The sequence below is a fragment of the Streptomyces sp. NBC_00637 genome, assembly GCF_045161545.1.
Classification (GTDB): Bacteria; Actinomycetota; Actinomycetes; order Streptomycetales; family Streptomycetaceae; genus Streptomyces.
Genome location: NZ_CP109046.1, coordinates 2,920,522 through 2,945,280, shown reverse-complemented (window position 1 = coordinate 2,945,280; position 24,759 = coordinate 2,920,522). Strand labels below are relative to the sequence as shown.

Annotated in this window: 26 protein-coding genes; 16 read left to right on the top strand and 10 right to left on the bottom strand. The window is 72.4% G+C overall.

Annotated elements, in window-relative coordinates; all coding sequences use genetic code 11:
* The first annotated feature begins 36 nt into the window (after positions 1-36).
* The 4 genes from OG440_RS12545 to OG440_RS12530 are packed head-to-tail and all read left to right on the top strand — an operon-like array spanning position 37 to position 3,525.
* The gene (locus tag OG440_RS12545; RefSeq protein ID WP_406006920.1) at positions 37-969 is read left to right on the top strand and encodes an ABC transporter ATP-binding protein; all 933 of its coding nucleotides are present in this window, start codon (positions 37-39) and stop codon (positions 967-969) included.
* The gene (locus OG440_RS12540; protein ID WP_406006919.1) at positions 966-1,706 is read left to right on the top strand and encodes an ABC transporter permease; all 741 of its coding nucleotides are present in this window, start codon (positions 966-968) and stop codon (positions 1,704-1,706) included. The genes OG440_RS12545 and OG440_RS12540 overlap by 4 nt, the downstream gene beginning before the upstream one ends.
* Positions 1,707-1,711: 5 nt before the next feature.
* Positions 1,712-2,911 (top strand): sensor histidine kinase, encoded by a 1,200-nt coding sequence (locus OG440_RS12535; protein WP_406011335.1) that lies wholly within the window; start codon positions 1,712-1,714, stop codon positions 2,909-2,911.
* Entirely contained in the window at positions 2,908-3,525 is a 618-nt protein-coding gene (locus tag OG440_RS12530) for a response regulator (RefSeq protein WP_406006918.1), read from the top strand. The genes OG440_RS12535 and OG440_RS12530 overlap by 4 nt, the downstream gene beginning before the upstream one ends.
* A 104-nt stretch (positions 3,526-3,629) precedes the next feature.
* On the opposite strand, the gene OG440_RS12525 is transcribed toward OG440_RS12530, so the two are convergent.
* Positions 3,630-4,472, bottom strand: coding sequence for a tetratricopeptide repeat protein (locus OG440_RS12525; protein WP_406006917.1), 843 nt, complete (start codon positions 4,470-4,472; stop codon positions 3,630-3,632).
* The gene (locus OG440_RS12520) at positions 4,469-5,464 is read right to left on the bottom strand and encodes a GNAT family N-acetyltransferase (RefSeq protein ID WP_406006916.1); all 996 of its coding nucleotides are present in this window, start codon (positions 5,462-5,464) and stop codon (positions 4,469-4,471) included. Before OG440_RS12520 ends, OG440_RS12525 begins: the two co-directional genes overlap by 4 nt.
* 140 nt (positions 5,465-5,604) lie before the next feature.
* Here OG440_RS12520 and fdxA point away from each other — a divergent pair, with 140 nt between their 5' ends.
* Together fdxA and OG440_RS12510 are read left to right on the top strand one after the other, a co-directional pair.
* Positions 5,605-5,925 carry a ferredoxin gene (fdxA, locus tag OG440_RS12515; protein WP_003973842.1) on the top strand — a complete coding sequence of 107 codons (321 nt, stop codon included), beginning with the start codon at positions 5,605-5,607 and terminating at the stop codon, positions 5,923-5,925.
* Positions 5,926-6,049: 124 nt separating this feature from the next.
* A complete protein-coding gene (locus OG440_RS12510) occupies positions 6,050-7,147 on the top strand; it encodes a bifunctional succinyldiaminopimelate transaminase/glutamate-prephenate aminotransferase (RefSeq protein ID WP_406006915.1) in 1,098 nt (365 codons plus the stop codon).
* 103 nt (positions 7,148-7,250) lie between these two features.
* Here OG440_RS12510 and OG440_RS12505 read toward each other — a convergent pair whose 3' ends face one another.
* Positions 7,251-7,700, bottom strand: a complete 450-nt coding sequence (locus OG440_RS12505) for an ATP-binding protein (RefSeq protein ID WP_406006914.1) — start codon at positions 7,698-7,700, stop codon at positions 7,251-7,253.
* Positions 7,701-8,008: 308 nt separating this feature from the next.
* A complete protein-coding gene (locus tag OG440_RS12500; RefSeq protein WP_406006913.1) occupies positions 8,009-9,013 on the bottom strand; it encodes a heavy metal transporter in 1,005 nt (334 codons plus the stop codon).
* Positions 9,014-9,108: 95 nt separating this feature from the next.
* On the opposite strand from OG440_RS12500, the gene dapE reads away from it, so the two are divergent.
* Both dapE and OG440_RS12490 read left to right on the top strand, forming a co-directional pair.
* On the top strand, positions 9,109-10,188 hold the full coding sequence (gene dapE, locus OG440_RS12495; protein ID WP_406006912.1) for a succinyl-diaminopimelate desuccinylase: 1,080 nt from the start codon (positions 9,109-9,111) through the stop codon (positions 10,186-10,188).
* A gap of 110 nt (positions 10,189-10,298) precedes the next feature.
* On the top strand, positions 10,299-11,057 hold the full coding sequence (locus tag OG440_RS12490) for a TIGR00730 family Rossman fold protein (RefSeq protein ID WP_406006911.1): 759 nt from the start codon (positions 10,299-10,301) through the stop codon (positions 11,055-11,057).
* A 126-nt stretch (positions 11,058-11,183) separates the two neighbouring features.
* On the opposite strand, the gene folP is transcribed toward OG440_RS12490, so the two are convergent.
* Positions 11,184-12,044, bottom strand: coding sequence for a dihydropteroate synthase (gene folP / locus OG440_RS12485; protein ID WP_406006910.1), 861 nt, complete (start codon positions 12,042-12,044; stop codon positions 11,184-11,186).
* Between the two features lie 130 nt (positions 12,045-12,174).
* Here folP and OG440_RS12480 point away from each other — a divergent pair, with 130 nt between their 5' ends.
* Both OG440_RS12480 and OG440_RS12475 read left to right on the top strand, forming a co-directional pair.
* Positions 12,175-12,528 carry a DivIVA domain-containing protein gene (locus OG440_RS12480; protein WP_406011334.1) on the top strand — a complete coding sequence of 118 codons (354 nt, stop codon included), beginning with the start codon at positions 12,175-12,177 and terminating at the stop codon, positions 12,526-12,528.
* Positions 12,525-13,124: a DNA-3-methyladenine glycosylase I gene (locus tag OG440_RS12475; protein ID WP_406006909.1), complete on the top strand. Its 600-nt coding sequence runs from the start codon at positions 12,525-12,527 to the stop codon at positions 13,122-13,124. The genes OG440_RS12480 and OG440_RS12475 overlap by 4 nt, the downstream gene beginning before the upstream one ends.
* A 64-nt stretch (positions 13,125-13,188) precedes the next feature.
* Here OG440_RS12475 and OG440_RS12470 read toward each other — a convergent pair whose 3' ends face one another.
* A complete protein-coding gene (locus tag OG440_RS12470) occupies positions 13,189-13,980 on the bottom strand; it encodes an enoyl-CoA hydratase/isomerase family protein (protein ID WP_406006908.1) in 792 nt (263 codons plus the stop codon).
* 379 nt (positions 13,981-14,359) lie between these two features.
* On the opposite strand from OG440_RS12470, the gene OG440_RS12465 reads away from it, so the two are divergent.
* Positions 14,360-14,527 carry a DUF3117 domain-containing protein gene (locus OG440_RS12465; RefSeq protein WP_003966491.1) on the top strand — a complete coding sequence of 56 codons (168 nt, stop codon included), beginning with the start codon at positions 14,360-14,362 and terminating at the stop codon, positions 14,525-14,527.
* A gap of 162 nt (positions 14,528-14,689) precedes the next feature.
* On the opposite strand, the gene OG440_RS12460 is transcribed toward OG440_RS12465, so the two are convergent.
* Positions 14,690-15,388 carry an O-methyltransferase gene (locus OG440_RS12460; RefSeq protein WP_406011333.1) on the bottom strand — a complete coding sequence of 233 codons (699 nt, stop codon included), beginning with the start codon at positions 15,386-15,388 and terminating at the stop codon, positions 14,690-14,692.
* Between the two features lie 238 nt (positions 15,389-15,626).
* On the opposite strand from OG440_RS12460, the gene sigE reads away from it, so the two are divergent.
* The 5 genes from sigE (at position 15,627) to OG440_RS12435 (ending at position 21,380) form a co-directional block, all read left to right on the top strand.
* Positions 15,627-16,343, top strand: coding sequence for an RNA polymerase sigma factor SigE (gene sigE, locus OG440_RS12455; RefSeq protein ID WP_406011332.1), 717 nt, complete (start codon positions 15,627-15,629; stop codon positions 16,341-16,343).
* Positions 16,340-17,314, top strand: a complete 975-nt coding sequence (locus OG440_RS12450; RefSeq protein WP_406006907.1) for a zf-HC2 domain-containing protein — start codon at positions 16,340-16,342, stop codon at positions 17,312-17,314. Before sigE ends, OG440_RS12450 begins: the two co-directional genes overlap by 4 nt.
* 690 nt (positions 17,315-18,004) lie before the next feature.
* The gene (locus OG440_RS12445; protein WP_406006906.1) at positions 18,005-19,846 is read left to right on the top strand and encodes a trypsin-like peptidase domain-containing protein; all 1,842 of its coding nucleotides are present in this window, start codon (positions 18,005-18,007) and stop codon (positions 19,844-19,846) included.
* Between the two features lie 249 nt (positions 19,847-20,095).
* A complete protein-coding gene (locus OG440_RS12440; RefSeq protein ID WP_406006905.1) occupies positions 20,096-20,551 on the top strand; it encodes a sec-independent translocase in 456 nt (151 codons plus the stop codon).
* Between the two features lie 169 nt (positions 20,552-20,720).
* Positions 20,721-21,380: a hypothetical protein gene (locus tag OG440_RS12435; protein ID WP_406006904.1), complete on the top strand. Its 660-nt coding sequence runs from the start codon at positions 20,721-20,723 to the stop codon at positions 21,378-21,380.
* 110 nt (positions 21,381-21,490) lie between these two features.
* On the opposite strand, the gene OG440_RS12430 is transcribed toward OG440_RS12435, so the two are convergent.
* From OG440_RS12430 to OG440_RS12420, 3 genes are read right to left on the bottom strand one after another with little or no spacing between them, the layout of a single operon-like run.
* Complete coding sequence (locus tag OG440_RS12430) at positions 21,491-22,624, bottom strand: Mrp/NBP35 family ATP-binding protein (RefSeq protein ID WP_406006903.1); 1,134 nt, start codon at positions 22,622-22,624, stop codon at positions 21,491-21,493.
* Between the two features lie 43 nt (positions 22,625-22,667).
* A complete protein-coding gene (locus OG440_RS12425; protein WP_406006902.1) occupies positions 22,668-23,264 on the bottom strand; it encodes a DUF1003 domain-containing protein in 597 nt (198 codons plus the stop codon).
* Entirely contained in the window at positions 23,248-24,549 is a 1,302-nt protein-coding gene (locus tag OG440_RS12420) for a magnesium transporter MgtE N-terminal domain-containing protein (protein WP_406006901.1), read from the bottom strand. Before OG440_RS12420 ends, OG440_RS12425 begins: the two co-directional genes overlap by 17 nt.
* Between the last annotated feature and the right edge of the window lie 210 nt (positions 24,550-24,759).

Below are 24,759 nucleotides of genomic sequence, written 5' to 3'. Positions count from 1 at the left end.
GCCGCCCACCCGGCCCCCGGGGCGATGATCGCTGTCATGACGACGACAGCACCGGTGGTCGGGTTCGACCAGGTGAGCAAGAGTTTCGGGGACGTACGGGCCGTGGACGGCCTGACGCTCGCGCTGCGCCCGGGGGAGACCGTGGCCCTGCTCGGGCCCAACGGGGCCGGCAAGTCGACCACTCTCGACCTGCTCCTCGGCCTCAAGCAGCCCGACAGCGGCACCGTCCGCATCTTCGGGACCGGCCCACGCGAGGCGATCGTCGCCGGCCGGGTCGGCGCGATGCTCCAGAGCGGCGGACTGATGGACGAGGTCACCGTCGCCGAACTGGTCGGGCTGGCCTGCGGACTGCACCCCAGGCCGTACCGGCCCGCCGATGTGCTGGCCCGCGCGGGCATCACCCAGATCGCCGACCGCAAGGTCGACAAGCTCTCCGGCGGCCAGGCCCAGCGGGTCAGGTTCGCCCTCGCGACCGCCGGCGACAGCGACCTGATCGTCCTGGACGAACCCACCACCGGCATGGACGTCACCACCCGGCAGGCGTTCTGGGCCACCATGCGCGAGCAGGCCGACCAGGGCCGCACGGTCCTGTTCGCCACCCACTACCTCGAAGAGGCCGACGCGATCGCCGACCGGGTGCTGGTCCTGCACCGGGGCCGGCTGCTGGCCGACGGCACGGCAGCCGAGATCAAGGCCAAGGCAGGGGCGCGCAGGATCGCCTTCGACCTGGACGACGACATCGACGAGGCCGCCCTGCGCGCCCTGCCGTTCCTCACCACCCTCACGGTGTCCAGCGGCTCCGCGGGCGGGTCCGGCCGTACCGTCCGCATCCAGTCCACCGACGCCGACGCCACCGTCCACGCGGTCTACGGCCTCGGGCTCTACCCCCGCAACCTCGAAGTCGCCGGGCTCGGCCTGGAGCAGGCCTTCGTCGCCCTCACCACCGCCGAGGAGGCGAAGTCGAAGTGAACGGCCTGATCAAGCTCGAACTCACCCGCGCCCTGCGCAACCGCAAGTTCCTGTTCTTCTCGGTGATCTACCCGTCGGTCCTGTTCCTGCTCATCGCGGGCAGCGCCGACGCCACGGAGAAGGTCGACGGCACGGGCCTGACCCTGCCGACCTACATGATGGTCTCGATGGCCTCCTTCGGCGCCCTCACCGCCGTCCTGATGGGCAACAGCGAACGCATCGCCAAGGAGCGCCAGAGCGGCTGGGTACGGCAGCTGCGCCTGACCACGCTCCCGGGCCGCGGATACGTCCTCGCCAAGACGGCCAGCGCGGCCGTGGTCAGCCTGCCCTCCATCGTCGTCGTCTTCGCCGTCGCCGCGGCCGTGAAGGACGTCCGGCTGGACGCCTGGCAGTGGTGCGCCCTCACCGGCGCGATCTGGGCCGGCAGCCTGGTCTTCGCCGCCCTGGGCGTGGCGATCGGCTACCTCGCGAGCGGGGACGCGGTCCGCCCGATCACGATGATCACCTACTTCGGCCTGTCGATCCTCGGCGGCCTGTGGATGCCGACGACGACCTTCCCGAACTGGCTCCAGGACATAGCCAAGTGGGTGCCGACGCACGCGTACGCTGCCCTGGGGCAGTCCATCGAACAGAGTCAGGCCCCGCATGCCAAGGACATCGTCATCCTGGCCGTCTTCTTCGCCCTGTTCACGGGCGGTGCGGCCTGGCTGTACCGGAAGGACACGCTGAAGGCGTGAGCGTCATGACGGACGACCAGCTGTCGGAGAAGGCCCGGGGCGGATCGCCGATCGCGCTGGGTCAGACCGCCCGCACGACGCGCGAGCTGTGGCGGCGCAAGGTGCTCTGGATCGGCGTCTGGCTGGTGTTCCTCAGCTCGCCGGTGCACGACCTCGTCTCCGGAAACCACACCACCGGCGGCACGGTGGCCGGCTGGCTGGGCCTGGCGGTGTTCGTCACCGGCTATCTCTCGCTGCTGTTCCGGGACATGGGGGCGGCGCCCTACCCCGACTGGCTCGTCGCCGCCCTGATCGGCTCCATGGCGGTGCTCGCCACCGTCCTCTGCCTCACCCTCGGCTCCGCCTGGCTCGGCCTGTACTGCTATGTCTCCGTGGCCTGCGGGATGGTGCTCCCGCTGAGGATGGCGTTCTGGACGATCCCGGGCACGGCCGCGGTGATGCTCCTGGTAGGCCTGCGCACCGACGAGGAGGAGGCGCTGAACCTCCTCCTGCTGGTCCTGCTCATCGGTTTCGCGATGACCGGGGTGAGCCAACTGGTCCGCACGACGGTGGAGTTGCGCAAGGCCCGCGCGACGGTCGCCCAGCTCGCCGCCAACGAGGAACGGCTGCGCCTGGCCAGGGACCTGCACGACCTGCTGGGTCACTCGCTCTCCCTGATCACCCTCAAGAGCGAGCTGGCAGGCCGGATGCTGCCCGGCCACCCCGACAAGGCCGCCCAGCAGGTCGCCGACATCGAACAGGTCAGCCGCCAGGCCCTGGTGGACGTCCGGGAGGCCGTCACCGGTTATCGGCGCCCCCGGCTCGCCGCCGAACTCGCCGGCTCGCAGGTCGCGTTGACGGCGGCCGGCATCGTCGCCGTGATCCCCGCCGAACCGGACCTCGACGGCGTCCCCGAGGAGAGCGAGTCCGCTCTCGCCTGGACCCTGCGCGAGGCGATCACCAACGTCGTACGGCACAGCGGCGGCGCCCGCTGCACGGTGGAACTGGTGCGACGCCAGACCCTGGACGGTCCCGTCCTCGAACTCTGTGTCGAGGACGACGGATCCGGCGGCTCCGGCAAGGGCCCCGGCAACGGCCTCACCGGCCTCACCGAACGCCTGGAGCAGGCCGGCGGCACCCTGGAGGCGGGCCGGGTCAAGCGCGGCTTCCGGCTGACCGCCCGGGTCCCGGCCGGTCCGGTGCCGGACGTAGGATCCCGCACATGAGTGGTGGCATGATCAAGGTCCTGCTGGCCGAGGACCAGTCGATGGTCCGCGAGGCCCTGGCGGCCCTGCTCGGCCTCGAGGACGACATCGAGGTGGTCGCCCAGGTGGCGCGCGGCGACGAGGTCCTCGCGGCCGCCCGCGCCCACGACGTCGACGTGGCCCTCCTCGACATCGAGATGCCGGGCGCGACGGGCATCGAGGCCGCCGCGCAACTCCACAGGGAACTACCGGGGTTGAAGCTGGTCGTGCTCACGACCTTCGGCCGCCCCGGCTACCTGCGCAGTGCCATGGAGGCCGGCGCCGACGCCTTCCTCGTCAAGGACGCGCCCGCGGCGCAACTCGCGGAGGCGGTCCGCAAGGTGCTGGCGGGCGAGCGGGTCATCGACCCCACGCTGGCGGCGGCGGCCCTGGCGGGCGGCGCCAACCCCCTCACCGACCGGGAACGGGAGGTCCTGCGCGCGGCGGCCGACGGTTCGACGAACGCGGAACTGGCGACGGCCCTGCACCTGTCCCAGGGCACGGTCCGCAACTACCTGTCGACGGCGATACAGAAACTGGCGGTACGCAACAGGGCCGAGGCGGTCCGCACCGCGAGGGAGAAGGGCTGGCTCTGAGGGGCGACGCCCCGACGACCCGAGGCGGCCCGCGAGACCCTGCGGCGGTCCTCCGCAGCCTCGCGGCGGACCGCGTCGACCTTGCGACGGCCCCGCCGCGGGCCTCAGTTCAGCATGGCGCGGGCGGCGAACGCCTCCTTGCGCACCCGCTGCGCGGTGCCCTCGTCCACGACCTCCACCAGCCCCGCGTACTCCTCCAGCTCCGCGGCCCCGCCGACGAAGTCCCCCCGCCGGACCAGCAACTGCCCCTTCTCGTACCGCAACCGGGCCGGGTGCGAGGGCACGGCCAACGCCAGCTCCACGGCCCACAACGCGACATCGGACCGCTCCGGGCGGGCCACCGCCCACGACCGGATGTTGTTCAGGATCCGCATCACGACGTCCAACGGCTCCGCCGGTACCAGCATCGACGGCTCGAGGCGCGCCCCCGTCGCCCCCGTGACCAGCGACTCCGCGTCGTCGTCGGACAGGATCCGGCCGCCGTCGAAGGGATCGACGAGCACCTGGCGCCCGAGGTCCGCGGGCGGTCCTAGCCCCACCACGAAGTGCCCGGGCAGCGCGACCCCGTACACCGGCGCCCCGGCCCGCCGCGCGACCTCCACCCACACCACGGACAGCAGGATCGGCAGGCCCCGCCGCCGTACCAGCACCCGGTGCAGCAGCGACGACTCCAGCCGCTCGTAGTCCGCGGCGGCACCACGGAACCCGTACCGTTCGCCGAGCAGCTCCCGCAACGCCACCGCCCACTCCCGCGGCCCGCCGGGCCGGTACGGCAGCTCTCCCGCCAGCCGGTCCAGCTCGATCTGCGCGGCGTCCAGGGCGGCCTCGTCCAGCTCCGGGTCCGGCTCCGCGCCGATCAGCAGGCACAGCAGCGCCAGGTCGGGCCGCTCGGCCCGCGCCTCCTCGGCGAACCGCCGCCGCGCCTCCCCGGCGTCGAACCCGGTCACGGAATTTCCCGGTAGTGGTGGTACGCGTGATGCGCCGCAAAGCCCATCCCGGCGTACAGCGCCCGCGCCCCCGCGTTCCGCTCCTCCACCTGGAGCCAGGCCGCCGACGCCCCCTCCTCCAGCGCCCGCCGGGCGAGCGCGCCCATCACGAGGGTGGCCAGCCCCCGCCGCCGCCGGGCCGGATCGACCTCGACCGCCGCGAACCCGGCCCAGCGCCCATCCACCACACAGCGCCCGATGGCGGCCGGAGCACCGCCGGACTCACCGGGTACGGACGCGAACCACACCGAGGGTCCGCTGCCGAGCACCTTCAGGGCCACCTCGCTCACCCCCTTGCGCTGATACCGGGCCAGCCACGCCTCGTCGGCCTCCCGGGCCAGGACCACCCCCTCAGCCTCCGCCCGGTCGGCGAGGGGCGCCAGTGCCCCGATCCACAGCTCGGCGGTCACCTCCCGCTCCCACCCGCGCCGCTCCAGCTCCGCGCACAGCAGTTCCTGGGTGCCCTCGGCCCCCGTCGTGGTCTGCACACAGGCGGGCAGCCCGCGCTCGCCGTACCACTGCCGTACGACGTCAAGCGCCTCGTCGAGCGGGACGCCCGGCGAGCCCAGCGGCAGCACCGAGTTGGCCCGGCGGGTGAACCCGGCGGCGGCCCGCAGCTCCCACTCGCCGAGCGGCGCGCTCTCCAGGGGGCGCCAGGCCCGGGCCGCGACCCGCGCGAGCTCCTCGTAGCGGGCGGCCGGGCCCCGGCGGCGGGCCGGGGCGGCCGGCACGACCTTCCCCGCGACCAGCGAGGATGCGTCAACGCGGACGCTTTCGCCGCTCTTCCGTGTGATCACCAGCACACCGGCGTCCCATGATGTGAGAACACCGACCGTGTCGGTGAATTTCCCCCCGGGTGTACCCGTCTCGGTCAAACAGCGTACGGAGACACGTTTGCCCACGTCAGCAGCGGTGATGTGGACCTCGAGGCGTCCAGCAGCCGATATTTCCACAGGTCGGTTCACCCCTCCTGTTCGGATCATGCCCAGGAACGGAGATACTAGAGGCGGGCATCGACGACGCCGCGCTCCCGCGCGCCAGGCGGCGGAGCCTGAGGAGGCCCGCCAGCGCCCTATCGAGGAGGAACGACAGCGTGACCTACGTCATCGCGCAGCCTTGTGTCGACGTCAAGGACAAGGCGTGCATCGAAGAGTGCCCGGTCGACTGTATCTACGAGGGCCAGCGGTCCTTGTACATCCACCCGGACGAATGCGTCGACTGCGGCGCCTGTGAGCCGGTCTGCCCGGTCGAGGCGATCTTCTACGAGGACGACACTCCGGAGGAGTGGAAGGACTACTACAAGGCGAACGTCGAGTTCTTCGACGAGCTCGGCTCCCCCGGCGGCGCAAGCAAGCTGGGTCTGATCGAGCGCGACCACCCCTTCGTCGCCGCACTGCCGCCGCAGAACCAGTAAACGCGGCCCGCACTCGTGCTTCGTCGGTCCCGTACGGCCTGATCGCCTCAGATCGCCGTGCGGGGCCGAGGCGTTTGCCGTGCCGCCAGGGGCAGCTGCCGTACCAGAAAGTGAGCCAGAAGCCGTGTCCGCAGTCTCCGACCGTCTCCCCACCTTCCCCTGGGACAAGCTGGCGCCGTACAAGGCGACGGCCGCGGCCCACCCCGACGGCATCGTCGACCTGTCCGTCGGCACCCCCGTAGACCCGGTCCCCGAGCTGATCCAGAAGGCGCTGATCGACGCGGCCGACTCGCCCGGCTACCCGACGGTCTGGGGCACGCCGGAGCTGCGCGACGCGATCACCGGCTGGGTGGAGCGGCGGCTCGGGGCCCGCGGTGTGACCCACCGGCACGTGCTGCCGATCGTGGGCTCCAAGGAACTGGTCGCCTGGCTCCCCACCCAGCTGGGTCTCGGCCCCGGCGACCGGGTCGCCTACCCGCGCCTGGCCTACCCGACCTACGAGGTCGGCGCCCGCCTGGCCCGCGCCGGGTACGAGGTCTACGACGACCCCACGGACCTGGACCCGGAGGGCCTGAAGCTCCTCTGGCTCAACTCGCCGTCCAACCCCACGGGCAAAGTGCTCTCCAAGGACGAGCTGACCCGGATCGTGGCCTGGGCCCGCGAGCACGGCGTGCTGATCTTCTCCGACGAGTGCTACCTGGAGCTGGGCTGGGAGGCCGACCCGGTCTCGGTGCTGCACCCGGATGTCAACGGCGGCTCGTACGAGGGCATCGTCTCGGTCCACTCGCTGTCGAAGCGCTCGAACCTGGCGGGCTACCGGGCCGCCTTCCTGGCGGGCGACCCGGCCGTCCTGGCCCCGCTCCTGGAGATCCGCAAGCACGGCGGCATGATGACGTCGGCGACCACGCAGGCGGCGGCCGTGGCGGCCCTCGGCGACGACGCCCACGTCCGTGAGCAGCGGGAACGCTACGCGGCCCGCCGTACCGCGCTGCGCGAGGCGCTGCTCTCGCACGGCTTCCGCATCGAGCACAGCGAGGCCAGCCTCTACCTGTGGGCCACCCGGGACGAGTCCTGCTGGACCACCGTGGCCCACCTGGCGGACCTGGGCGTCCTGGTGGCCCCCGGCGACTTCTACGGCGAGGCGGGCGAGAACTTCGTCCGCGTGGCCCTGACGGCGACGGACGAGCGGATCGCGGCGGCGGTCGCGAGGCTCACCCGCTAGAGGGTGTCGCAGGGCGCGTCGCGCGCCCGTCCGGCTCCCGCGACGACGAGACGGGGCCCAGGGAGCACCCTGGACCCCGTCACCGGTTCGAAAACCGCGGGCGTCAGCCGAGCGGCAGGCTCTTCACCGGCAGGGTCTCGGCGCCGGGCAGCCCGCCCTTGGTGAGCGAGTCCGTCGGCAGTCCGCCCTTGGTGGCGGTCGACGCGGTGTCCCCGAGGAGGCCACCGGCGGAGCCCGCCGCCTCGCCGGCCGTCTTCTGGGCCACCGGCGCCGCCTTCTTCACGGCCTTGCCGCCGCTCTTGCCCGCGGCTGGCACCGCCTGCTTGACGGCCTTGCCGCCGGTCTCGCCCGCGAGCCCGGTGACGTGCTGCGTCGCGCCGTCGACCGTGTTGCCGACGCCCGCCGCGTCCAGGGCGGTCAGCCCGCCGAGGTTCGGAGCGGCGGGGAGGCCGGGGGCCGCGCCGGCGGAGCCGGCCGCACCGACCCCGGCGGCCGCTCCAGCAGCGACAAGCAGCGCGGCGCGGGCGATCCGGCGGGTCAGGGGGAGGGACATGATGCTCCTTCGACGGGAGAGAACAAGGACTGTCTGTGACTGCGGTGACTGTCTGTCCGGGCCCGGACGCAGTGACTACCGCTCGAAGCCCGCGAAGGTTGCGCACGGCCGACGTAAAGAGTTGGCAATGCGTCGCATTATCGCCTGCGGATAAAAACGGGCAAAAACCGCCCGATGTGAAAGTCCGTCAAACCCCTGAAGCCCTGTGTTCGCAAGGGATCCGTCGCACACGGGGGTGACGGCGCGAAAACCTGAGCACCCACCCGACCGGACGGCCCGCACGTGACCCGCCCGGGTGAAGACCCGTACTACTGCGCGGTGACGATCCGTACGCCCCCCGTACCGCCGCCCGCCCCCGCGGCCCCCGCGGCCTCCGCGCTGGTCGAGCCGGTCGCCCGCCACCGGCTGTCGGTGTTCCCGGAGACCCACTCCCGGCCCGCGTACGAGACCCGCTCGATGCGCAGCGCCGAGGCGTTCGCCACCGCCCAGTGCGCCAGCTGCCAGCCGCGCTCGCCGGCACTACGCCCACCGGCGGTGGTGTCCCGCACCACGGGCAGTGTCACGGTCCGCCCTCCGCTCTCGGCGGCCGGTGTGTCCGGGTCCGTGGAGGGAGTCGACGAGACGCCTTGTGCGCCGGCCTTCGCGTCCGACGGGGGGAGCGCGTCCTGGCCGAAGTCACGGACCAGCGCCGCCCGCACCGCGGCCGGCCCGGTGGCCGTCGGCGTGGCGGCCGAGCGGCCGTTGCAGGTCAGCGCGGCCGCCGCCGTCCCGGTCAGCGCGGCGGCCAGCACCGTGGCGTCCGGCTCGTGCTTGGCGTACGCCTCCGGATAGCCGCTGCGCTGCACCCGCTGCGCGGCGACGGTGAGCGGGAGCTCGGTGTAGTCGCGGACCTTGGCGAGGTGCTCGTAGAAGATGTTCGCCGCGTACGCCGGGTCCGTGACCTGCTTCACGGTGCCCCAGCCCTGCGAGGGCCGCTGCTGGAACAGACCGAGCGAATCCCGGTCGCCGTGCGTGAGATTGCGCAGCCCCGACTCCTGGAGGGCGGTCGCGAGCGCGATCGCCACGGCCCGCTCGGGCATGGCCCGGCCGGTGCCGACGGCGGCGATCGTGGCCGCGTTCACCGCCTGCTCCGGCGTGAACTCGTACGTCGCTCCGTCCGCGCCCGCGGAGACGACCCGGCAGCCCGGGTCATCGGTGCCGCCGGTGACGTACTGCACCACGACATAACCCGCGACGGCGGACAGGACCACGCAGGCCGCCCCGAAACGGAGAAGGCGGCCGCGGCGCTTGGGGGAGGGGGACGGCTCTGGCACGCGTACAAGGTACTGGAGAGTACCGAGGAGGAGGAGGCCCCTGCGCCGAGCGCGGAAAAGCAGGACCGCGCGGCGGGCGCGTTAGGGTCGACGGCATGGCCGACACCCCGCTTGACCTCACTCTGGACGCCGCCGCACTCACCGCGCGGCTCGTCGACTTCCCGTCGGAGAGCGGCACGGAGAAGCCGCTCGCGGACGCGATCGAGGGCGTCCTGCGCGCGCTGCCCCACCTGACGGTGGACCGCTACGGCAACAACGTGATCGCCCGCACGGACCTGGGCCGCGCGGAGCGCGTGGTGCTCGCAGGCCACATCGACACGGTCCCGATCGCCGGCAACGTCCCCTCGCGACTCGACGAGGACGGGGTCCTGTGGGGCTGCGGCACCTGCGACATGAAGTCCGGGGTGGCGGTCCAGCTGCGCGTCGCGGCGACGGTGCCGGCCCCCAACCGCGACCTGACCTTCGTCTTCTACGACAACGAGGAGGTCGCCGCCGACCTCAACGGCCTCAAGCACGTGGCCGAGCACCGTCCCGAGTGGCTGGAGGGCGACTTCGCGGTGCTGCTCGAGCCCTCCGACGGGCAGGTGGAGGGCGGTTGCCAGGGCACTCTGCGGGTGCTGCTGAAGACGAAGGGCGAACGGTCCCACTCGGCGCGCAGCTGGATGGGCTCCAACGCCGTCCACGCGGCGGCCCCGATCCTGGCCCGCCTGGCCTCCTACGAGCCGCGCCGCCCGGTCATCGACGGCCTGGAGTACCGCGAGGGGCTCAACGCGGTCGGCATCACGGGCGGGGTGGCCGGCAACGTCATCCCCGACGAGTGCGTCGTCACCGTCAACTTCCGCTACGCGCCGGACCGGAGCGAGGCGGAGGCCGTCGCCCACGTCCGCGAGGTCTTCGCCGACTGCGGGGTGGCGGAGTTCGTGGTCGACGACCACAGCCCGGCCGCCCTGCCCGGTCTCTCGCACCCGGCCGCGGCGGCCTTCATCAAGGCGGTCGGCGGCACCCCGATGCCCAAGTACGGCTGGACGGACGTGAGTCGCTTCTCCGCGCTGGGCGTCCCGGCCGTCAACTACGGCCCCGGCAACCCGCACTTGGCGCACAAGCGGGACGAACGCGTGGAGACGGCCAAGATCCTGGCGGGCGAGGAGCGGCTGAGGGCCTGGCTCACCGCCTGAGAGACGTTCGGCCCGTGGGCGCTCGACGGTGGACACGCCGACGTCCCCCGTCCGTAACCCGCGTAGATCTACGCTGAGGTGGAACAAGACGCAAGCGGAGGGAGCTCACCATGGCTACAGGGAACCCCGAGGGCAAGAAGCAGCCACCGGACGAACAGCGCCTGGGACCGGTCCTCCGCAGGCGGGACCAGGTGCAGCCGAGCACCACGGACCAGCGGCTGCTGGACGAACGGGCCCCCTCCGACTGGGTGCACACGGATCCCTGGCGGGTCCTGCGGATCCAGTCGGAGTTCATCGAGGGCTTCGGCACCCTCGCGGAACTCCCCCCGGCGATCAGCGTGTTCGGTTCCGCCCGCACACCGGCGGGCTCCCCGGAGTACGAGGCGGGCGTACGGCTCGGCAGCGCTCTCGTCGACGCCGGATGGGCCGTGATCACGGGCGGTGGCCCGGGCGCGATGGAGGCGGCCAACAAGGGCGCGTCCGAAGCGCGGGGCGTCTCCGTGGGCCTGGGCATCGAGCTCCCCTTCGAGCAGGGCCTCAACCCGTACGTCGACATCGGCCTGAACTTCCGCTACTTCTTCGTGCGGAAGATGATGTTCGTGAAGTACGCGCAGGGCTTCGTGGTCCTGCCCGGCGGCCTCGGCACCCTGGACGAACTCTTCGAGGCCCTCACCCTCGTCCAGACCCAGAAGGTCACCCGGTTCCCGATCGTCCTCTTCGGCACGGAGTACTGGGGCGGCCTGATCGACTGGCTGAAGAACACGCTGATCGCCCAGGGCAAGGCCTCCGAGAAGGACCTGCTCCTCTTCCACGTCACGGACGACGTGGAGGAGGCGGTGGCCCTGGTGTCGAAGGAGGCGGGCCGCTGACGTCCTTCGGCCCGCCCGGACGTACTCGGGGAGCTTGAGCGACGAGGCCGCTCAGGCCCGAAGCGCGGGGCCCGAGCGCGGCCGCCCCACGGGAGAAACGGGAAAGGGGCGGCGGGGGGAGGAGGACTACGCCAGCCCCCGCCGCGCCACCGCCGGCGCCCGGTGCCCGGCGATCGAGGACACCATGTCCAGCACCTGCCGGGTCTCCGCCACCTCGTGCACCCGGTACACCCGCGCTCCCAGCCACGCCGACACGGCGGTCGTCGCCAGGGTCCCCACCACCCGCTCCTTCACCGGCCGGTCCAGCGTCTCCCCGACGAAGTCCTTGTTGGACAGGGACACCAGCACCGGCCACCCCGTGTCCACCATCTCCCCGAGCCGCCGGGTCGCCTCCAGGCTGTGCCGGGTGTTCTTCCCGAAGTCGTGCCCCGGATCGATCATGATCGACTCCCGCGGCACGCCCAGGTCCGCCGCCCGCTCCGCCAGCCCCAGGGTCACCCGCAGGATGTCGGCCATGACGTCGTCGTACGTCACCCGGTGCGGACGGGTCCGCGGCTCGGCGCCCCCCGCGTGCGTGCACACCAGCCCGGCCCCGTACCGCGCGGCCACCTCCGCCAGCCGCGGATCGACTCCGCCCCAGGCGTCGTTGAGCACATCGGCCCCCGCCTCGCAGACCGCCTCGCCGACCTCGGCCCGCCAGGTGTCCACGCTGATGACCACGTCCGGGAAGCGCCGCCGCACCGCCGCGACGAAACCGACGGTCCGCCGGGCCTCCTCCTGCGCGGTGACCTCCTCACCGGGACCGGCCTTGACGCCGCCGATGTCGATGATGGCCGCGCCGTCCGCCACCGCCTGCTCCACGCGCGCGAGGGCCGGCTCGTCGTGGAAGGTCGCTCCCTGGTCGTAGAAGGAGTCGGGGGTCCGGTTCACGATCGCCATGATCACCGGCTCGTGCGCGCCGAATTCACGCCTGCCCAGCCTGAGCATCCCCTGTGACCTCTCCTAGTACGTCCTGCACATCCACCGCCTGCGACCCTAACCGTCGGACCCGCATGGCACGATCGGACCCAAGCACATCCACTCCGAGCACACCGAGCGTGGGGACCCACCGATGGTTATGTTCTTGTTCCTGGTCATCGCGCTCGCCGTCGTGGTCGCCGCGGTCACACTCGCCGTGGTGGGCGGCGGCGAGGGCACCGGCCCGCTGCCGGAGGTCGCCCCCGAGCGGCTGCACGACCCGCTGCCCCCGGACCGCCCGGTCGACCGCTCCGACATCGACCAGCTCCGCTTCCCGCTGGCCGTCCGCGGCTATCGCATGGCCGACGTGGACGACGCCCTCAACCGGGTCGCCGCCGAACTCGCCGAGCGGGACGCCCGCATCGCCGACCTGGAGACCGCCCTGGCCGGTGCCAGGACCCCGGCCGGCGGCCACGTCTCCATGGAGAAGCCGGCCCCCGAGGACCAGCGGTGAGCGACGGCGGCGCCCTCGCCGGCACGGACGGCGCGCTGCGCTGCCCCTGGTCCCTGTCCACGCCGGACTACGTGAGCTACCACGACGAGGAGTGGGGCCGCCCGGTCCACGGCGACGACGCGCTGTTCGAACGCCTCAGCCTGGAGGCCTTCCAGTCCGGCCTGTCCTGGATCACGATCCTGCGCCGCCGCCCCGGCTTCCGCACCGCCTTCGCCGACTTCAAGATCGCCTCGGTGGCCGTCTTCACCGACGAGGACCGCGCGCGTCTGCTCGCCGACCCGGGCATCATCCGCAACCGCGCCAAGATCGACGCCACCCTCGCGAACGCGCGCGTGCTGGCCGACTGGGCGCCCGGTGACCTGGACGAGCTGATCTGGTCGCACGCTCCCGACCCGGCCGGCCGGCCGGTGCCGGGGACCTTGGCCGACGTACCGGCGGTGACGGAGGAGTCGACGGCCCTGTCGAAGGCCCTGAAGAAGCGCGGCCTGCGCTTCGTGGGCCCCACGACGGCGTACGCGCTGATGCAGGCGTGCGGCCTGGTGGACGACCACCTGGAAGCCTGCGTGAGCCGTCTCCGGCCGTCCGGCGACGCCTGACGCGAGGCCCGCGGGCAGGGCGAGGCCGGGATCCCGGGGCGGCGGCCCCGGCCTCGACCGGCGGTCACTTGCCGAGATACCTCGGCTCCTCCTTGTTGACGAAGGCCCGCACCGCGATCATGTGGTCCTCGGAGGCCCCGGCCCGCGTCTGCAGCTCGTCCTCCCTGTTCAGGGTCTCGGCCAGCGTGTGGGACGACCCGTACGCCACCGCCTCCTTGATCGCCGCGTACGCCACGGTCGGCCCCCCGGCCAGCATCCGCGCCAGCTGCTCGGCCGCGGTGCGCAGCGAGGCCGCCGGTACGACCCGGTTGGCGATCCCCAGGTCGTGCGCCTCCTGGGCGGTGATGCTGCGCGGGAAGAGCAGCAGATCGGCGGCCCGGCCCGGACCGATCACCCGGGGCAGGGTCCACGAGACACCGGAGTCGGCGGTGAGCGCGACCCCCGCGAACGAGGTGTTGAAGGAGGCCGTGTCGGCCACGATGCGGTAGTCCGCGGCCAGCGCGAAGCCGAAGCCGGCTCCGGCGGCGACGCCGTTCACGGCGGCGACCACCGGCTTCGGAGCCTCGGTCAGCGCCCGCACGATCGGGTTGTAGTGCTCGGCCACCGTGCTCATGACCTGCTTCGAGCCTTCGGCCAGCAGCCCGATGTGCTCCTTGAGGTCCTGTCCCACACAGAACGCCCGCTCGCCCGCGGCGGTCAGCAGGACGGCCCGCACGACGTCGTCGGCAGCCGCGGACTGGACCGCGTCCCGGAGGGCGACCTTGGTCGCGACGTTCAGCGCGTTCATCGCCTCGGGGCGGTTCAGCGTGATCGTCGCGAGCCCGTCGCTCACCTCGTAGAGCACGGTGTCGGCCATGGCGTTTCCCCTCCGTGTCGCGGCTCGGACGTCCTACTGGTCAGTACGTCCGGTGTACGAGGACAGCATGGCGGAGATCGCCGTCCGAGGACCGGACCCGACATGTGACCTGCGTCAAAGAATTCGGGAGGGTTTCCGGTGCACGGAAGTCCGTGCGGCGGTGCAGTATCGCAGTCACATCGCCGAATTGAGTGGTTTTGCTCGCGCGCGTTGCCCAAGCGATGCCGACTGATGTTGGTCATCGGGTCCTGAGATGCGGGATAATGGCCTGGAAGCAATGTGTTCGATGCCGGTGTCGTGTGTCCCACGCTGGACCGCGGCTGCCCTCCACGGGGCCGTCGGCTTTGGCGATGAGCTGGTTTCAGGAAGGGGAACGAGCATGGCGGCCATGAAGCCGCGAACGGGTGACGGCCCGCTCGAGGTGACCAAGGAGGGGCGGGGCATCGTCATGCGCGTTCCGCTCGAAGGCGGCGGTCGACTCGTCGTCGAGCTGACCCCCGATGAGGCCGACGCGCTCGGCGACGCCCTCAAGAAGGTCGTCGGCTGACGCGCAAGCGACCCTACTCTTGCGACCGCTCCGGCATCCCTCAGGGTGCCGGAGCGGTCGTTTTTCCGGTCCTGGCGCCGTCCGTCGCGGCCGCATGGCCCGAAAGGCCCAACGCCCGCCCACGGACCGCGCGCGCACCGCACGCACCGCGCGCCCCCGGTCTCAGCGCTTGACCGCGCACAGCAGGCCGTCGCCCACCGGAAGCAGCGACGGCACCAGCTCCTGGCTCTCGCGCACCGCCCGCAGCAGCTCCCGGATCCTTATGACCTCCGTGGGCTGCGGGCCGGAATCGACCGTGCGGCCGTTGGCGAAGACACCCTCGAACACGACGAGGCCGCCCGGGCGCAGCAGGCGCAACGATTCAGCGAGGTACTCCATGAGTTCCAGGCGGTCGCCGTCGCAGAAGACGAGGTCGTAGCCCGCGTCCGCGAGGCGGGGCAGCACGTCGAGCGCGCGGCCGGGGATGAACCGGGCCCGGTTGCTGGCGAAGCCGCAGGCGCGAAAGGCCTGCCGGGCGAACTGCTGGTGCTCCGGCTCGGGATCGACGGTCGTCAGGACACCGTCCGGGCGCATCCCGTACAGCAGGTGGATCCCGGAAACGCCCGTGCCGGTACCGATCTCCGCGACCGCCTTCGCGTCCACGGTGGCGGCGAGCATCCGCAGCGCGGCGCCCGTGCTGGGCGACACCGAGCGCAGCCCTGCCTCACGGGCCCGGTCACGGGCCCAGTGCAGCGCTTCGTCCTCGGCGGCATAGGCGTCGGCGAACGCCCAGCTTGCCTGCCGGTTGCCGGTAATGACCCTCTCCTGTCCCCGTGGTTGCCTGGGCGTGACTGTATCCGTTGCCGTCGGGAACCCGCAGATGGGACCGCGCGTTTGAAGGGGTGGGAACGACAACGGGGGGACACGGTTGGATCACGACGCGGGACCCGGTGCCGAGCAAGTGCTGACGCAGCCGTATGAGCCGTGTCAGCCCAGATCAATTTCTCGTAAAACCGCTTATCCGGAGCTAACGGGCGAGGTGGCTATGGTAGGGGCTCCACTGGACATCACCACCAGAGCCGACAGGGGAGGTGCGGCCGCGCCCGTGGACCGGGGAGGAGTGCTGCGGCGCCTTCTCGGACCGGCAGGCAGGCCCAAATCCGTGAACGACACCGCTGCTGACCACAGCCAGGCCGCAGGCACCGCCCCCGGCCCCGCCCAGACCGCGACCTTCTCCACCGACGCGGACGGGCAGGCGTGGACTCCGCCCACGTGGGAGGAGATCGTCAGCATGCACAGCGGCCGGGTCTACCGGCTCGCCTACCGTCTGACCGGCAACCAGCACGACGCCGAGGACCTCACCCAGGAGGTCTTCGTCCGCGTCTTCCGCTCCCTGTCGACCTACACCCCGGGCACCTTCGAGGGCTGGCTGCACCGCATCACCACCAACCTCTTCCTGGACATGGTCCGCCGCAAGCAGCGCATCCGCTTCGACGCGCTGGGCGACGACGCGGCCGAGCGGCTGCCCAGCAAGGAGCCCACCCCCCAGCAGGTCTTCCACGACGCCCACTTCGACGCGGACGTCCAGCAGGCCCTCGACACCCTGGCGCCGGAGTTCCGCGCCGCGGTCGTCCTGTGTGACATCGAAGGCCTGTCCTACGAGGAGATCGCCGCGACCCTCGGCGTCAAGCTGGGCACGGTCCGCTCGCGTATCCACCGCGGCCGTTCACAGCTGCGCAAGGCCCTCGCGCACCGTTCGCCCGAGGCGCGGGCCGAGCGCCGCTCCTTCGTCCCCCGCGTTCCCGCTCTGGGAGGAGGAAGGGGCGCGACCGCGTGAGTGGATCCCGACACGACGCCGCCGAGAGGATGCTCGCGGAGCAGCACCTCGGAGACCGGCTGTCCGCCCTGGTGGACGGCGAACTCGGTCACGACACCCGTGAGCGCGTGCTGGCGCACGTGGCGACCTGTCCCAAGTGCAAGTCCGAGGTCGACGCGCAGCGCCGGCTGAAGAACGTCTTCGCGGAAGTCGCCCCGCCGGCCCCCTCCGAAAGCTTCCTGGCCCGCCTCCAGGGGCTTCCCGGTGGAGGTGACCCGGACGGCGGCGGCACGCCGCGGGGCGGGGGCGGGTTCGCCGACGGAGTCTTCGGAGTGAGCGGTACCGGACGGGACGAGCCGTTCGAGTTCGGTTACGTACCCGCCCACGACCACCGCTCCCTTCTGTCACCTGCCTCGGACCGGGGCTTCCGCATCCACCCCGTCGGCCGTGGCGACCGCCATGACGTCGAGCGTTCGCGCGGGATGCGGTTCGCGTTCGTCGCCGCCGGCGCCGTGTCGCTGGCCGCGATCGCGCTGGGCGGCATGTCGACCATCGCTCCGGTCGACACCACCGCGGACGGCCGCGGGGGCTCGGGCTCCGGAAGCAACGTGACACCGGCCCGCACCCCGGGCACGGGCTCGGCGTCGTCACCGGAGAACCAGCGCCGCCGTGCCGTCGGCCCGCTGCTCTCCCAGGGCGGCCAGCTCGGCGACACCCCCGTCGCCCCGACGGAGGTGTCCGCACCGCTGCTGCCCGGCGTGCCCTCCCCGGCCGCCGGTCCGGTGGAGCAGGCCCTGCACCGGCTGACCTCGCCCATGGTGGCCGGCGCCGCGGTGATGTCCCCGCTGATACGTCCGCTCGGCACCACCCCGCCGATCACCCTGACCGCCCTGACCGACCTGACCACCGCTTCGGAGGTCACCGGGTCCGGTCTGCTCGCCGCGCCCGTCCCCGCCACCACCGCCTCGCCTTCCTCGCAGAACACCCGCTGACGCGGGTCCTGCGCCGCTCCGTCACGAACCTGGTTGAATCCAGGGTGGATCCGGGGAGGACCGCGCCCTGCCGACCAGCCGGGCGCGAAGGCGGGGCCCGCCGGGCGGTGCCGGAGTGTGCCGCCGGTCGGCGCCGCGGCCCCGCAGGAGCGGGCCCGAGTGGGGGAGAGCATGGACGACGGGAAGCCCACGCGGGCGAAATGGTGGAGCCGGCCGCGACCGCAGGTCCCTCCGGGGCGACAGGGCCCCGCGGACCCGGACGACGCCGCAGCGGCGGAGCCGGCCTCCGAGGAGACCGCCCCTCGCGAGCCGTCGATCAGGACCGATGACGAGGGCGACTTCGCACTGGCCCGCCCCGCACGGCCGACACCCCCCACCGACGACGGCGACTACGAACTGAGCCGCCCAGCCGGCGAAACGGCCTCTGCGACCCACCCCGCTCCGTCAACGACCCAGGCCGCCGCCCCGGAAGTCGCGTCGGTCGCGCCGGTCCCAGAGGCCATGGCGGCCCACGCCGATCCGACACATCCAGATGCCCTGGCCGACCTGGGGATCCCGGCGGCTTCAGAGATCTCGGCGGTCCCGGGGACTCCGGCTGTCCCGGAGATTCCGGCGGCCCCGGTGGCCCCAGAGATCCCGGCGGCTCCCGGAGCCCCGGTCGGTCTGGTGGACCCAGATGGCCCGGCCGACATGGCGGGCCCAGAGCTGTCGGCGGTCGCGGCGAACCCGGAGGCCCCGGCCGCCCCAGTCGCCCCGGCGGCCCCGACCGACGTCGTCCGCTTCGGCGAGGTGGCTTCCACGGAGCCGCCGCCGGTCACCGGCGGGCGGTCCAAGCCCCTGCACGACCCCGACCCCTACAGCACCCCGCCGTACGGCGAACCGGGCCCCTGGGCGCCCGCGCCCCCTGTCCAGCATCCCGCGGCGACCACCGCGTCCGTCCCGGCCGCACACGGCGCCCCGCCGAGCACCCCCGCACCCGGCACGGTGCCGGCCTCGGCGGAGCCCGCGTCGGTGGAGCCCGGCGGCCCCGGAACGGCCGCGATCCCGGCCACGGCCGCTGTCTCGCCCGCCTCGCCGGGCGTGCCCGCCGAGCCCGCTCTGCCCGCCTCGCCGACACTGCCCGCCGGACCCGCCGGACCGGTCGCGCCCGCCGGACCCACCGGGTCCGCTGAACCTTTCGTCGGTCCGGCCGGGGGGCAGGCCCTCGTGGGGCATTCCGGGCCCTCGCTCCGTGCCGAGCCCGTGATTCCCGCCGACCCCTGGCACCGTTACGACCCGTGGTCCGCGACCCCCGCGGCCGGAGCCACGGCTTCTGCCGAAGGGCCGCAGCCGGGAGTGCTCGTCGGCGGACCCCTCCAGTACAGCGGTACGGGCGGGCTCCCGCAGTACGCCGGGACGGCCGTCCTCACCGGGAGCGAGCGGCGCAGGCAGGTGCGCCGGAGGCTGATCGGGGGAGCCCTGGCCGTCGCGCTGGTATCCGGCGGACTCGGCGGAGCCGTGGGCGCCTACTTGGAGCGCAACGGCGGGCTCGACCCCGTGGAGCTGCCGCAGGCCGCCGCCGAGCCAGCCGGGCGGTCCGCGGACAGCGTGGCCGGGATCGCGGCGCGCGCCCTGCCCGGCGTCGTCACGCTGCACGTCAGCGGCAGCGGGGAGGCCGCCACCGGCACCGGTTTCGTGCTCGACTCGCGCGGCTACATCCTGACCAACAACCACGTCGTCGCGCCCGCCGGAGGCGACGGCGGGATAACGGTCGTGTTCAACGGGGGCCAGACCGCCGAGGCCGAGGTCGTCGGCCGGGACAGCGGCTACGACCTCGCCGTGGTGCGGGTGACGGGGGTGAAGGGTCTCGAACCCCTCCCTCTCGGCAACTCCGACAACGTCCGGGTCGGTGACCCGGTCGTCGCCATCGGCGCGCCGTTCGACCTCGAGGGCACCGTCACCTCCGGCATCATCAGCGCCAGGGAACGGCCCATCACCGCCGGCGGCGAGAGCGGGGACGGGAGCGACGTGTCCTATGTCGACGCCCTCCAGACCGACGCGCCGATCAACCCGGGGAACTCCGGCGGGCCGCTCCTCGACGCGCGGGGCCAGGTCATCGGCATCAACTCCGCCATCCGTTCCGCCGCCGACGGCACCGGCTCCGGCAGCACCCAGGCCGGTTCGATCGGCCTCGGTTTCGCCATCCCGGTCAATCAGGGCAAGCGCGTCGCCGAGGAGCTGATCAACACCGGCAGGGCGACCCACCCGGTCATCGGTGTCACGCTCGACATGGGCTACGCGGGTGACGGCGCCCGGATCGGTACCGCGGACGGTGCCGCCGGTTCCCCCGTCACCGAGGGCGGGCCCGCCGACCGGGCCGGAGTGCGGGCGGGGGACGTGGTCACGGAGATCGACGGCCGGCCCGTCCACTCCGGCGAGGAGCTGATCGTCAAGACCCGCGCCCACCGCCCCGGCGACCGGCTGGCGCTGACCATCGAGCGGGACGGCCGGGAACGGACCCTCACGCTGGTCCTCGGCTCGTCCGGCGGCTGACGCGGCCCGCCCGCCCGTTTCCGGCCCGGTCCCGACATTGACAGAAACGTCACAGGCCGGGCCCGAAACCCGGTCCCACAAGGCAAACAACGCGGAAACTCGGTCGCGTACACCTAGTCCGACGGCGCCGGGCAGTACCGGTCGGACAGGTGCGACAGGTACCGTGGACCCGGCCCGGACCACGGAAGACCCGAACTTGACCACCAGGGGCCGAGGGCCGAGGGCCGCGGAGATCGCAAGGAGCTTCAGGTGTTCAATGACATAGGACCGCTCGAGCTGGTGACGATCGTCGTCCTGGCCGTGCTCGTCTTCGGTCCGGACAAGCTCCCGAAGGTCATCCAGGACGTGATGCGTACCGTCCGGAAGATCCGTGAGTTCTCGGAGAGCGCGAAGGCGGACATCCGCAGCGAACTGGGCCCGGAGTTCAAGGACTTCGAGTTCGAGGACCTCAACCCCAAGACCTTCATCCGCAAGCAGCTGGACAACGACGAGCTGGGGCTGAAGGAGATCCGCAACGGCTTCGACCTGAAGAAGGAGATGGCCGAGGTCACCGACGCGGTCCACAGCCGCGACACGGACTCCGCCACCTCGGCGATCTCCTCGGGTTCGGCGGCGTCCTCGGGCGACGGTCGTATCGACATGACCAAGAAGCCCGAGGAGCCCGGCAAGGACGACCGTCCGCCCTTCGACGCGGACGCCACCTGAGCCACCCGGGTCCCCCGGTGTGAGGGGGCGCACGTCGCACGCGCCGGGCGGCTACCCGGCAGCGCGCGGCGGGGTGGCTATGCTGCCTGGTTGTTGTGCGGAGCGGACGAGTACGCCCGAAGGGGGGCGGGCCGGTCGTTCCGTCGAGAACGAGGAGGCGTCCGGGCACATGGAGACGACGAGTCGGGCAGTCGAGCAGACGCCGGCCGCGGAGGGCGGACCACAGGTCCCCTCCGCCCGGCGTACGGTCGACGGCTACTTGGAGGCACCCTTCCCCTGGTACGGCCTCGACGAGGCCTTCACGGGGCCGCGCTGGCTGATGCAGGTGGGCACGGCCGCCGACGGGGCCGTCGAGCACGGTTCCATCGGGCACGGCGACGAACCCTCCGTACGGCACGAGACGGCCGGTGAGGACCGCGGGAAGTTCGCGGTCGTGGTGACCGTCGCCGCGAACCCCGTACGGCGCAGCCCGGACGGCACGGGCCTGCTGGAGGCCACCTCGGTGTCCTCGGCGGCCTGGCTCGCGGGGGTGGGTCTGCTGACCTTCACCTGGCCGGGCCAGATGGACCACAGCCTGCGCGACGACTGGCTGGACCAGCAGACCGAGACGGCGTGGGTCCTGGCCGACGATCTCGCGGGATCGGACTGGTCGACGCTGTCCCTGCCGGTCGACGGCGTCCCGACGCCCTTCCACTACCGCGAGTCCGAGTTCGGCTGGGTGCTGGCCGGCTCGACCTCGCAAGGGGTGCACGTGGGGGCGTACGGGAGGGGCATGAGCGCGTACGGCCTCGGTTTCGCCATGATCAAGGACATCGAGACCTACGCCTGATCGGCCGTACGAGAGCGGGGGGCGCCGTCCGGCTCGGACGGCGCCCCCCCCGCTGTCGTGGGAGGGCGAGGTACTGCGGGGCTCGCGGCCGGACCGGCCGGAGCGCCTGGCTAGAACTTGTTCCGGGGCGTGATGCCGAGCGACAGTCCCGAGAGACCGCGCTGCCTGCCGCCCAGCTTGCCCGCGATGGCCCGCAGGGCGGAGCCCGCCGGGGACTCGGGGTCGGTCAGGACGACCGGCTTGCCCTCGTCGCCGCCCTCGCGCAGCCGGACGTCGATCGGGATGGAGCCGAGCACCGGGACGTTGGCGCCGGTCGTACGGGTCAGGCCCTCGGCGACCGACTGTCCGCCGCCCGTGCCGAAGACGTCGACCATCTCCCCGCAGTGCGGGCAGGGCAGACCGGACATGTTCTCGACCACGCCGACGATCTTCTGGTGGGTCTGGACGGCGATGGACCCCGCCCGCTCGGCCACTTCGGCCGCCGCCTGCTGCGGGGTCGTCACGACCAGGATCTCGGCGTTCGGGACCAGCTGCGCGACGGAGATCGCGATGTCGCCGGTGCCCGGCGGGAGGTCCAGCAGCAGCACGTCCAGGTCGCCCCAGTACACGTCCGCCAGGAACTGCTGGAGCGCGCGGTGGAGCATCGGACCGCGCCAGACGACCGGGGCGTTGCCCGGGGTGAACATGCCGATGGAGATGACCTTCACGCCGTGCGCCGACGGCGGCATGATCATGTTCTCGACCTGGGTGGGACGGCCGTCCGCGCCCAGCATGCGCGGCACGCTGTGGCCGTAGATGTCGGCGTCGACCACGCCCACCCGGAGACCGTCGGCGGCCATCGCCGCCGCCAGGTTCACCGTCACCGACGACTTGCCGACGCCGCCCTTGCCGGACGCGACCGCGTACACCCGGGTCAGCGAGCCCGGCTTGGCGAACGGGACCTCGCGCTCGGTCTGGCCGCCGCGCAGAGCGCTCGCCAGCTCCTTGCGCTGCTCGTCGCTCATGACGTCGAGGGTGACGTCGACGCGGGTGACGCCGTCGACCGCGGAGACCGCGTCGGTCACCCGCTGTGTGATCGTCTCGCGCATCGGGCAGCCGGAGACCGTCAGGTACACGGCGACCGCGACCACCCCGTCCGCGCCGATCTCCACCGACTTCACCATCCCGAGTTCGGTGATGGGCCGGTTGATCTCGGGGTCGTTCACCGTCGCCAGTGCCTCGCGCACCGCGTCTTCGCTAGCCATAGGGACGATGGTACGGCGCTCCGCGGGGGCGCGGGTAAGCCCGTCACCGGTCTTCTACGTCACGTCCCCGCGGTCGTTCTGCCGGGAATACGGCATGTTCGCGATGCCCGTCCCGCCGTTCCTCCAGTTCCTTGACCATGTCCTGGAGCTCCGAACGGATCCAGTCCCGGGTCGCGACCTCGCCGAGACCGATCCGCAGGGCGGCGATCTCCCGGGTCAGATACTCGGTGTCGGCGATGGACCGCTCGTTCTGCTTGCGGTCCTGCTCCAGGTTGACCCGGTCCCGGTCGTCCTGCCGGTTCTGCGCGAGCAGGATCAGCGGGGCCGCGTAGGAGGCCTGAAGCGACAGCATCAGGGTCAGGAAGATGAACGGGTAGTTGTCGAAGCGCAGGTCGCGCGGCGCGAAGATGTTCCACAGCACCCAGACGATGATGACGATCGTCATCCAGACGATGAACCGCCCGGTGCCCAGGAACCGTGCGATGCGCTCCGACAGCCGCCCGAAGGCCTCCGGGTCCCACTCGGGCAGGATCCGGTGCCGGGGCGGCCGCGGCTGGTCCAGCCGGACCCTGGGGCGGCCGGTCGCCGTCGCGCCGGCCAGGGTGCGCTCGCCGCGCCCGGTCTCACGGTCGGGAGTCATGCGAACCCACCTCCTCGGTCGTGTCCTCGTCGAGGTGGAACTCGGTCTCCCGCCAGTCCTCCGGCAGCATGTGGTCCAGGACGTCGTCCACGGTCACCGCGCCCAGCAGCGAGCCGGCCTCGTCGACGACCGGCGCCGCGACCATGTCGTACGTCGCGAAGAACCCGGCCACGACCGGCAGCGCCGCGTCCGGCGCCAGGGCCTGGAGATCGTCGTCGAGCATCGAACTGACCAGCGTGTACGGGGGGTCGCGCAGCAGACGCTGGAAGTGGACCGTGCCGAGGTACTTGCCGGTCGGGGTCTCGTCGGGCGGGCGGCAGACGTAGACCTGTGCGGCGAGAGCGGGGGAGAGGTCGCGGTTGCGCACCCGGGCGAGGGCGTCGGCGACGGTTGCGTCGGGGCGCAGGATGATCGGCTCGGTGGTCATCAGCCCGCCCGCGGTGTGCTCCTCGTACGACAGCAGGCGCCGCATGTCGGCCGCGTCCTCGGGCTGCATCAGGCTCAGCAGCCGCTCCTGGTCCTGCTCCGGGAGTTCGGAGAGCAGGTCGGCCGCGTCGTCGGGGTCCATGGCCTCGAGGACGTCCGCCGCGCGCTCCTCCTTCAGCTTGCCGAGGATCTCGATCTGGTCGTCCTCGGGGAGCTCTTCCAGGACGTCGGCGAGACGGTCGTCGTCGAGCGCGGCGGCGACCTCGGCGCGCCGCTTCGGCGACAGATGGTGCAGTACGTTGGCGAGGTCGGCGGGGCGCAGCTGCTCGAAGGTGGCGAGGAGGCTCTCCGCGCCCTGTCCGTGCTCCTCCAGCGAGAACCCGGTGACCGCCGACCATTCGACGGTCAGCGTCTCGCCCTTCGCCCGCCGGAAGGCGGTCGCCTTCTTCCCCTTGCGCACGAAGACCCGGTCGAGCTCCCAGTCGCGGCGGGCCGGCAGCTGCTGCACCGACACGTCGAGGACGGTGACCTCCTCGCCGGTCTCGCCGAGCGTGACGCGCCGGTCGAGCAGCTCCCCGAAGACGAGGCGCTCGGTGGGCCGCTGCTCGAAGCGGCGGACGTTGAGCACGCCGGTGGTGATGACCTGGCCGGACTCGATGCCGGTCACCCGGGTCATGGGCAGGAAGATGCGGCGCCGGGTGGACAGTTCGACGACCAGCCCGAGCACCCTCGGCGGCCGCCGCCGTACCCGCAGCATGACGACGAGATCGCGCACGCGTCCCACCTGGTCGCCGCTCGGGTCGAAGACCGGAACGCCGGAGAGGTGCGAGACGAAGATCCGCGGGGCGCCCGCAACCATGACCGCACCTCCTTCTTCCGTACCGCCGTCAGTGCTGTTGCCGGTGATGTTCTTTTCCCAATTGCCCGCTCGTGCGGGCTTCAGGCTAGCCCGTCCCGATCGGATCCGCGCTGGTGGGCGGTCCGGACGGACTGGCTCCGTTCGCGGTCTCCGACCCCGGTACGCTGCCGTACGCCGCTCGGCACACCCCCCGCAGAAAGGCGCCCTTCT

Coding starts and splice junctions, on each gene's coding strand:
- OG440_RS12545 (WP_406006920.1), top strand. CDS start 37: ATGACGACGACAGCACCGGTGGTCGGGTTCGACCAGGTGAGCAAGAGT.
- OG440_RS12535 (WP_406011335.1), top strand. CDS start 1,712: ATGACGGACGACCAGCTGTCGGAGAAGGCCCGGGGCGGATCGCCGATC.
- OG440_RS12530 (WP_406006918.1), top strand. CDS start 2,908: ATGAGTGGTGGCATGATCAAGGTCCTGCTGGCCGAGGACCAGTCGATG.
- OG440_RS12505 (WP_406006914.1), bottom strand. CDS start 7,700: ATGTCCCTCCCCCTGACCCGCCGGATCGCCCGCGCCGCGCTGCTTGTC.
- dapE (WP_406006912.1), top strand. CDS start 9,109: ATGGCCGACACCCCGCTTGACCTCACTCTGGACGCCGCCGCACTCACC.
- OG440_RS12490 (WP_406006911.1), top strand. CDS start 10,299: ATGGCTACAGGGAACCCCGAGGGCAAGAAGCAGCCACCGGACGAACAG.
- folP (WP_406006910.1), bottom strand. CDS start 12,044: ATGCTCAGGCTGGGCAGGCGTGAATTCGGCGCGCACGAGCCGGTGATC.
- OG440_RS12480 (WP_406011334.1), top strand. CDS start 12,175: ATGTTCTTGTTCCTGGTCATCGCGCTCGCCGTCGTGGTCGCCGCGGTC.
- OG440_RS12470 (WP_406006908.1), bottom strand. CDS start 13,980: ATGGCCGACACCGTGCTCTACGAGGTGAGCGACGGGCTCGCGACGATC.
- OG440_RS12465 (WP_003966491.1), top strand. CDS start 14,360: ATGGCGGCCATGAAGCCGCGAACGGGTGACGGCCCGCTCGAGGTGACC.
- OG440_RS12445 (WP_406006906.1), top strand. CDS start 18,005: ATGGCGGGCCCAGAGCTGTCGGCGGTCGCGGCGAACCCGGAGGCCCCG.
- OG440_RS12435 (WP_406006904.1), top strand. CDS start 20,721: ATGGAGACGACGAGTCGGGCAGTCGAGCAGACGCCGGCCGCGGAGGGC.
- OG440_RS12430 (WP_406006903.1), bottom strand. CDS start 22,624: ATGGCTAGCGAAGACGCGGTGCGCGAGGCACTGGCGACGGTGAACGAC.
- OG440_RS12425 (WP_406006902.1), bottom strand. CDS start 23,264: ATGACTCCCGACCGTGAGACCGGGCGCGGCGAGCGCACCCTGGCCGGC.
- OG440_RS12420 (WP_406006901.1), bottom strand. CDS start 24,549: ATGGTTGCGGGCGCCCCGCGGATCTTCGTCTCGCACCTCTCCGGCGTT.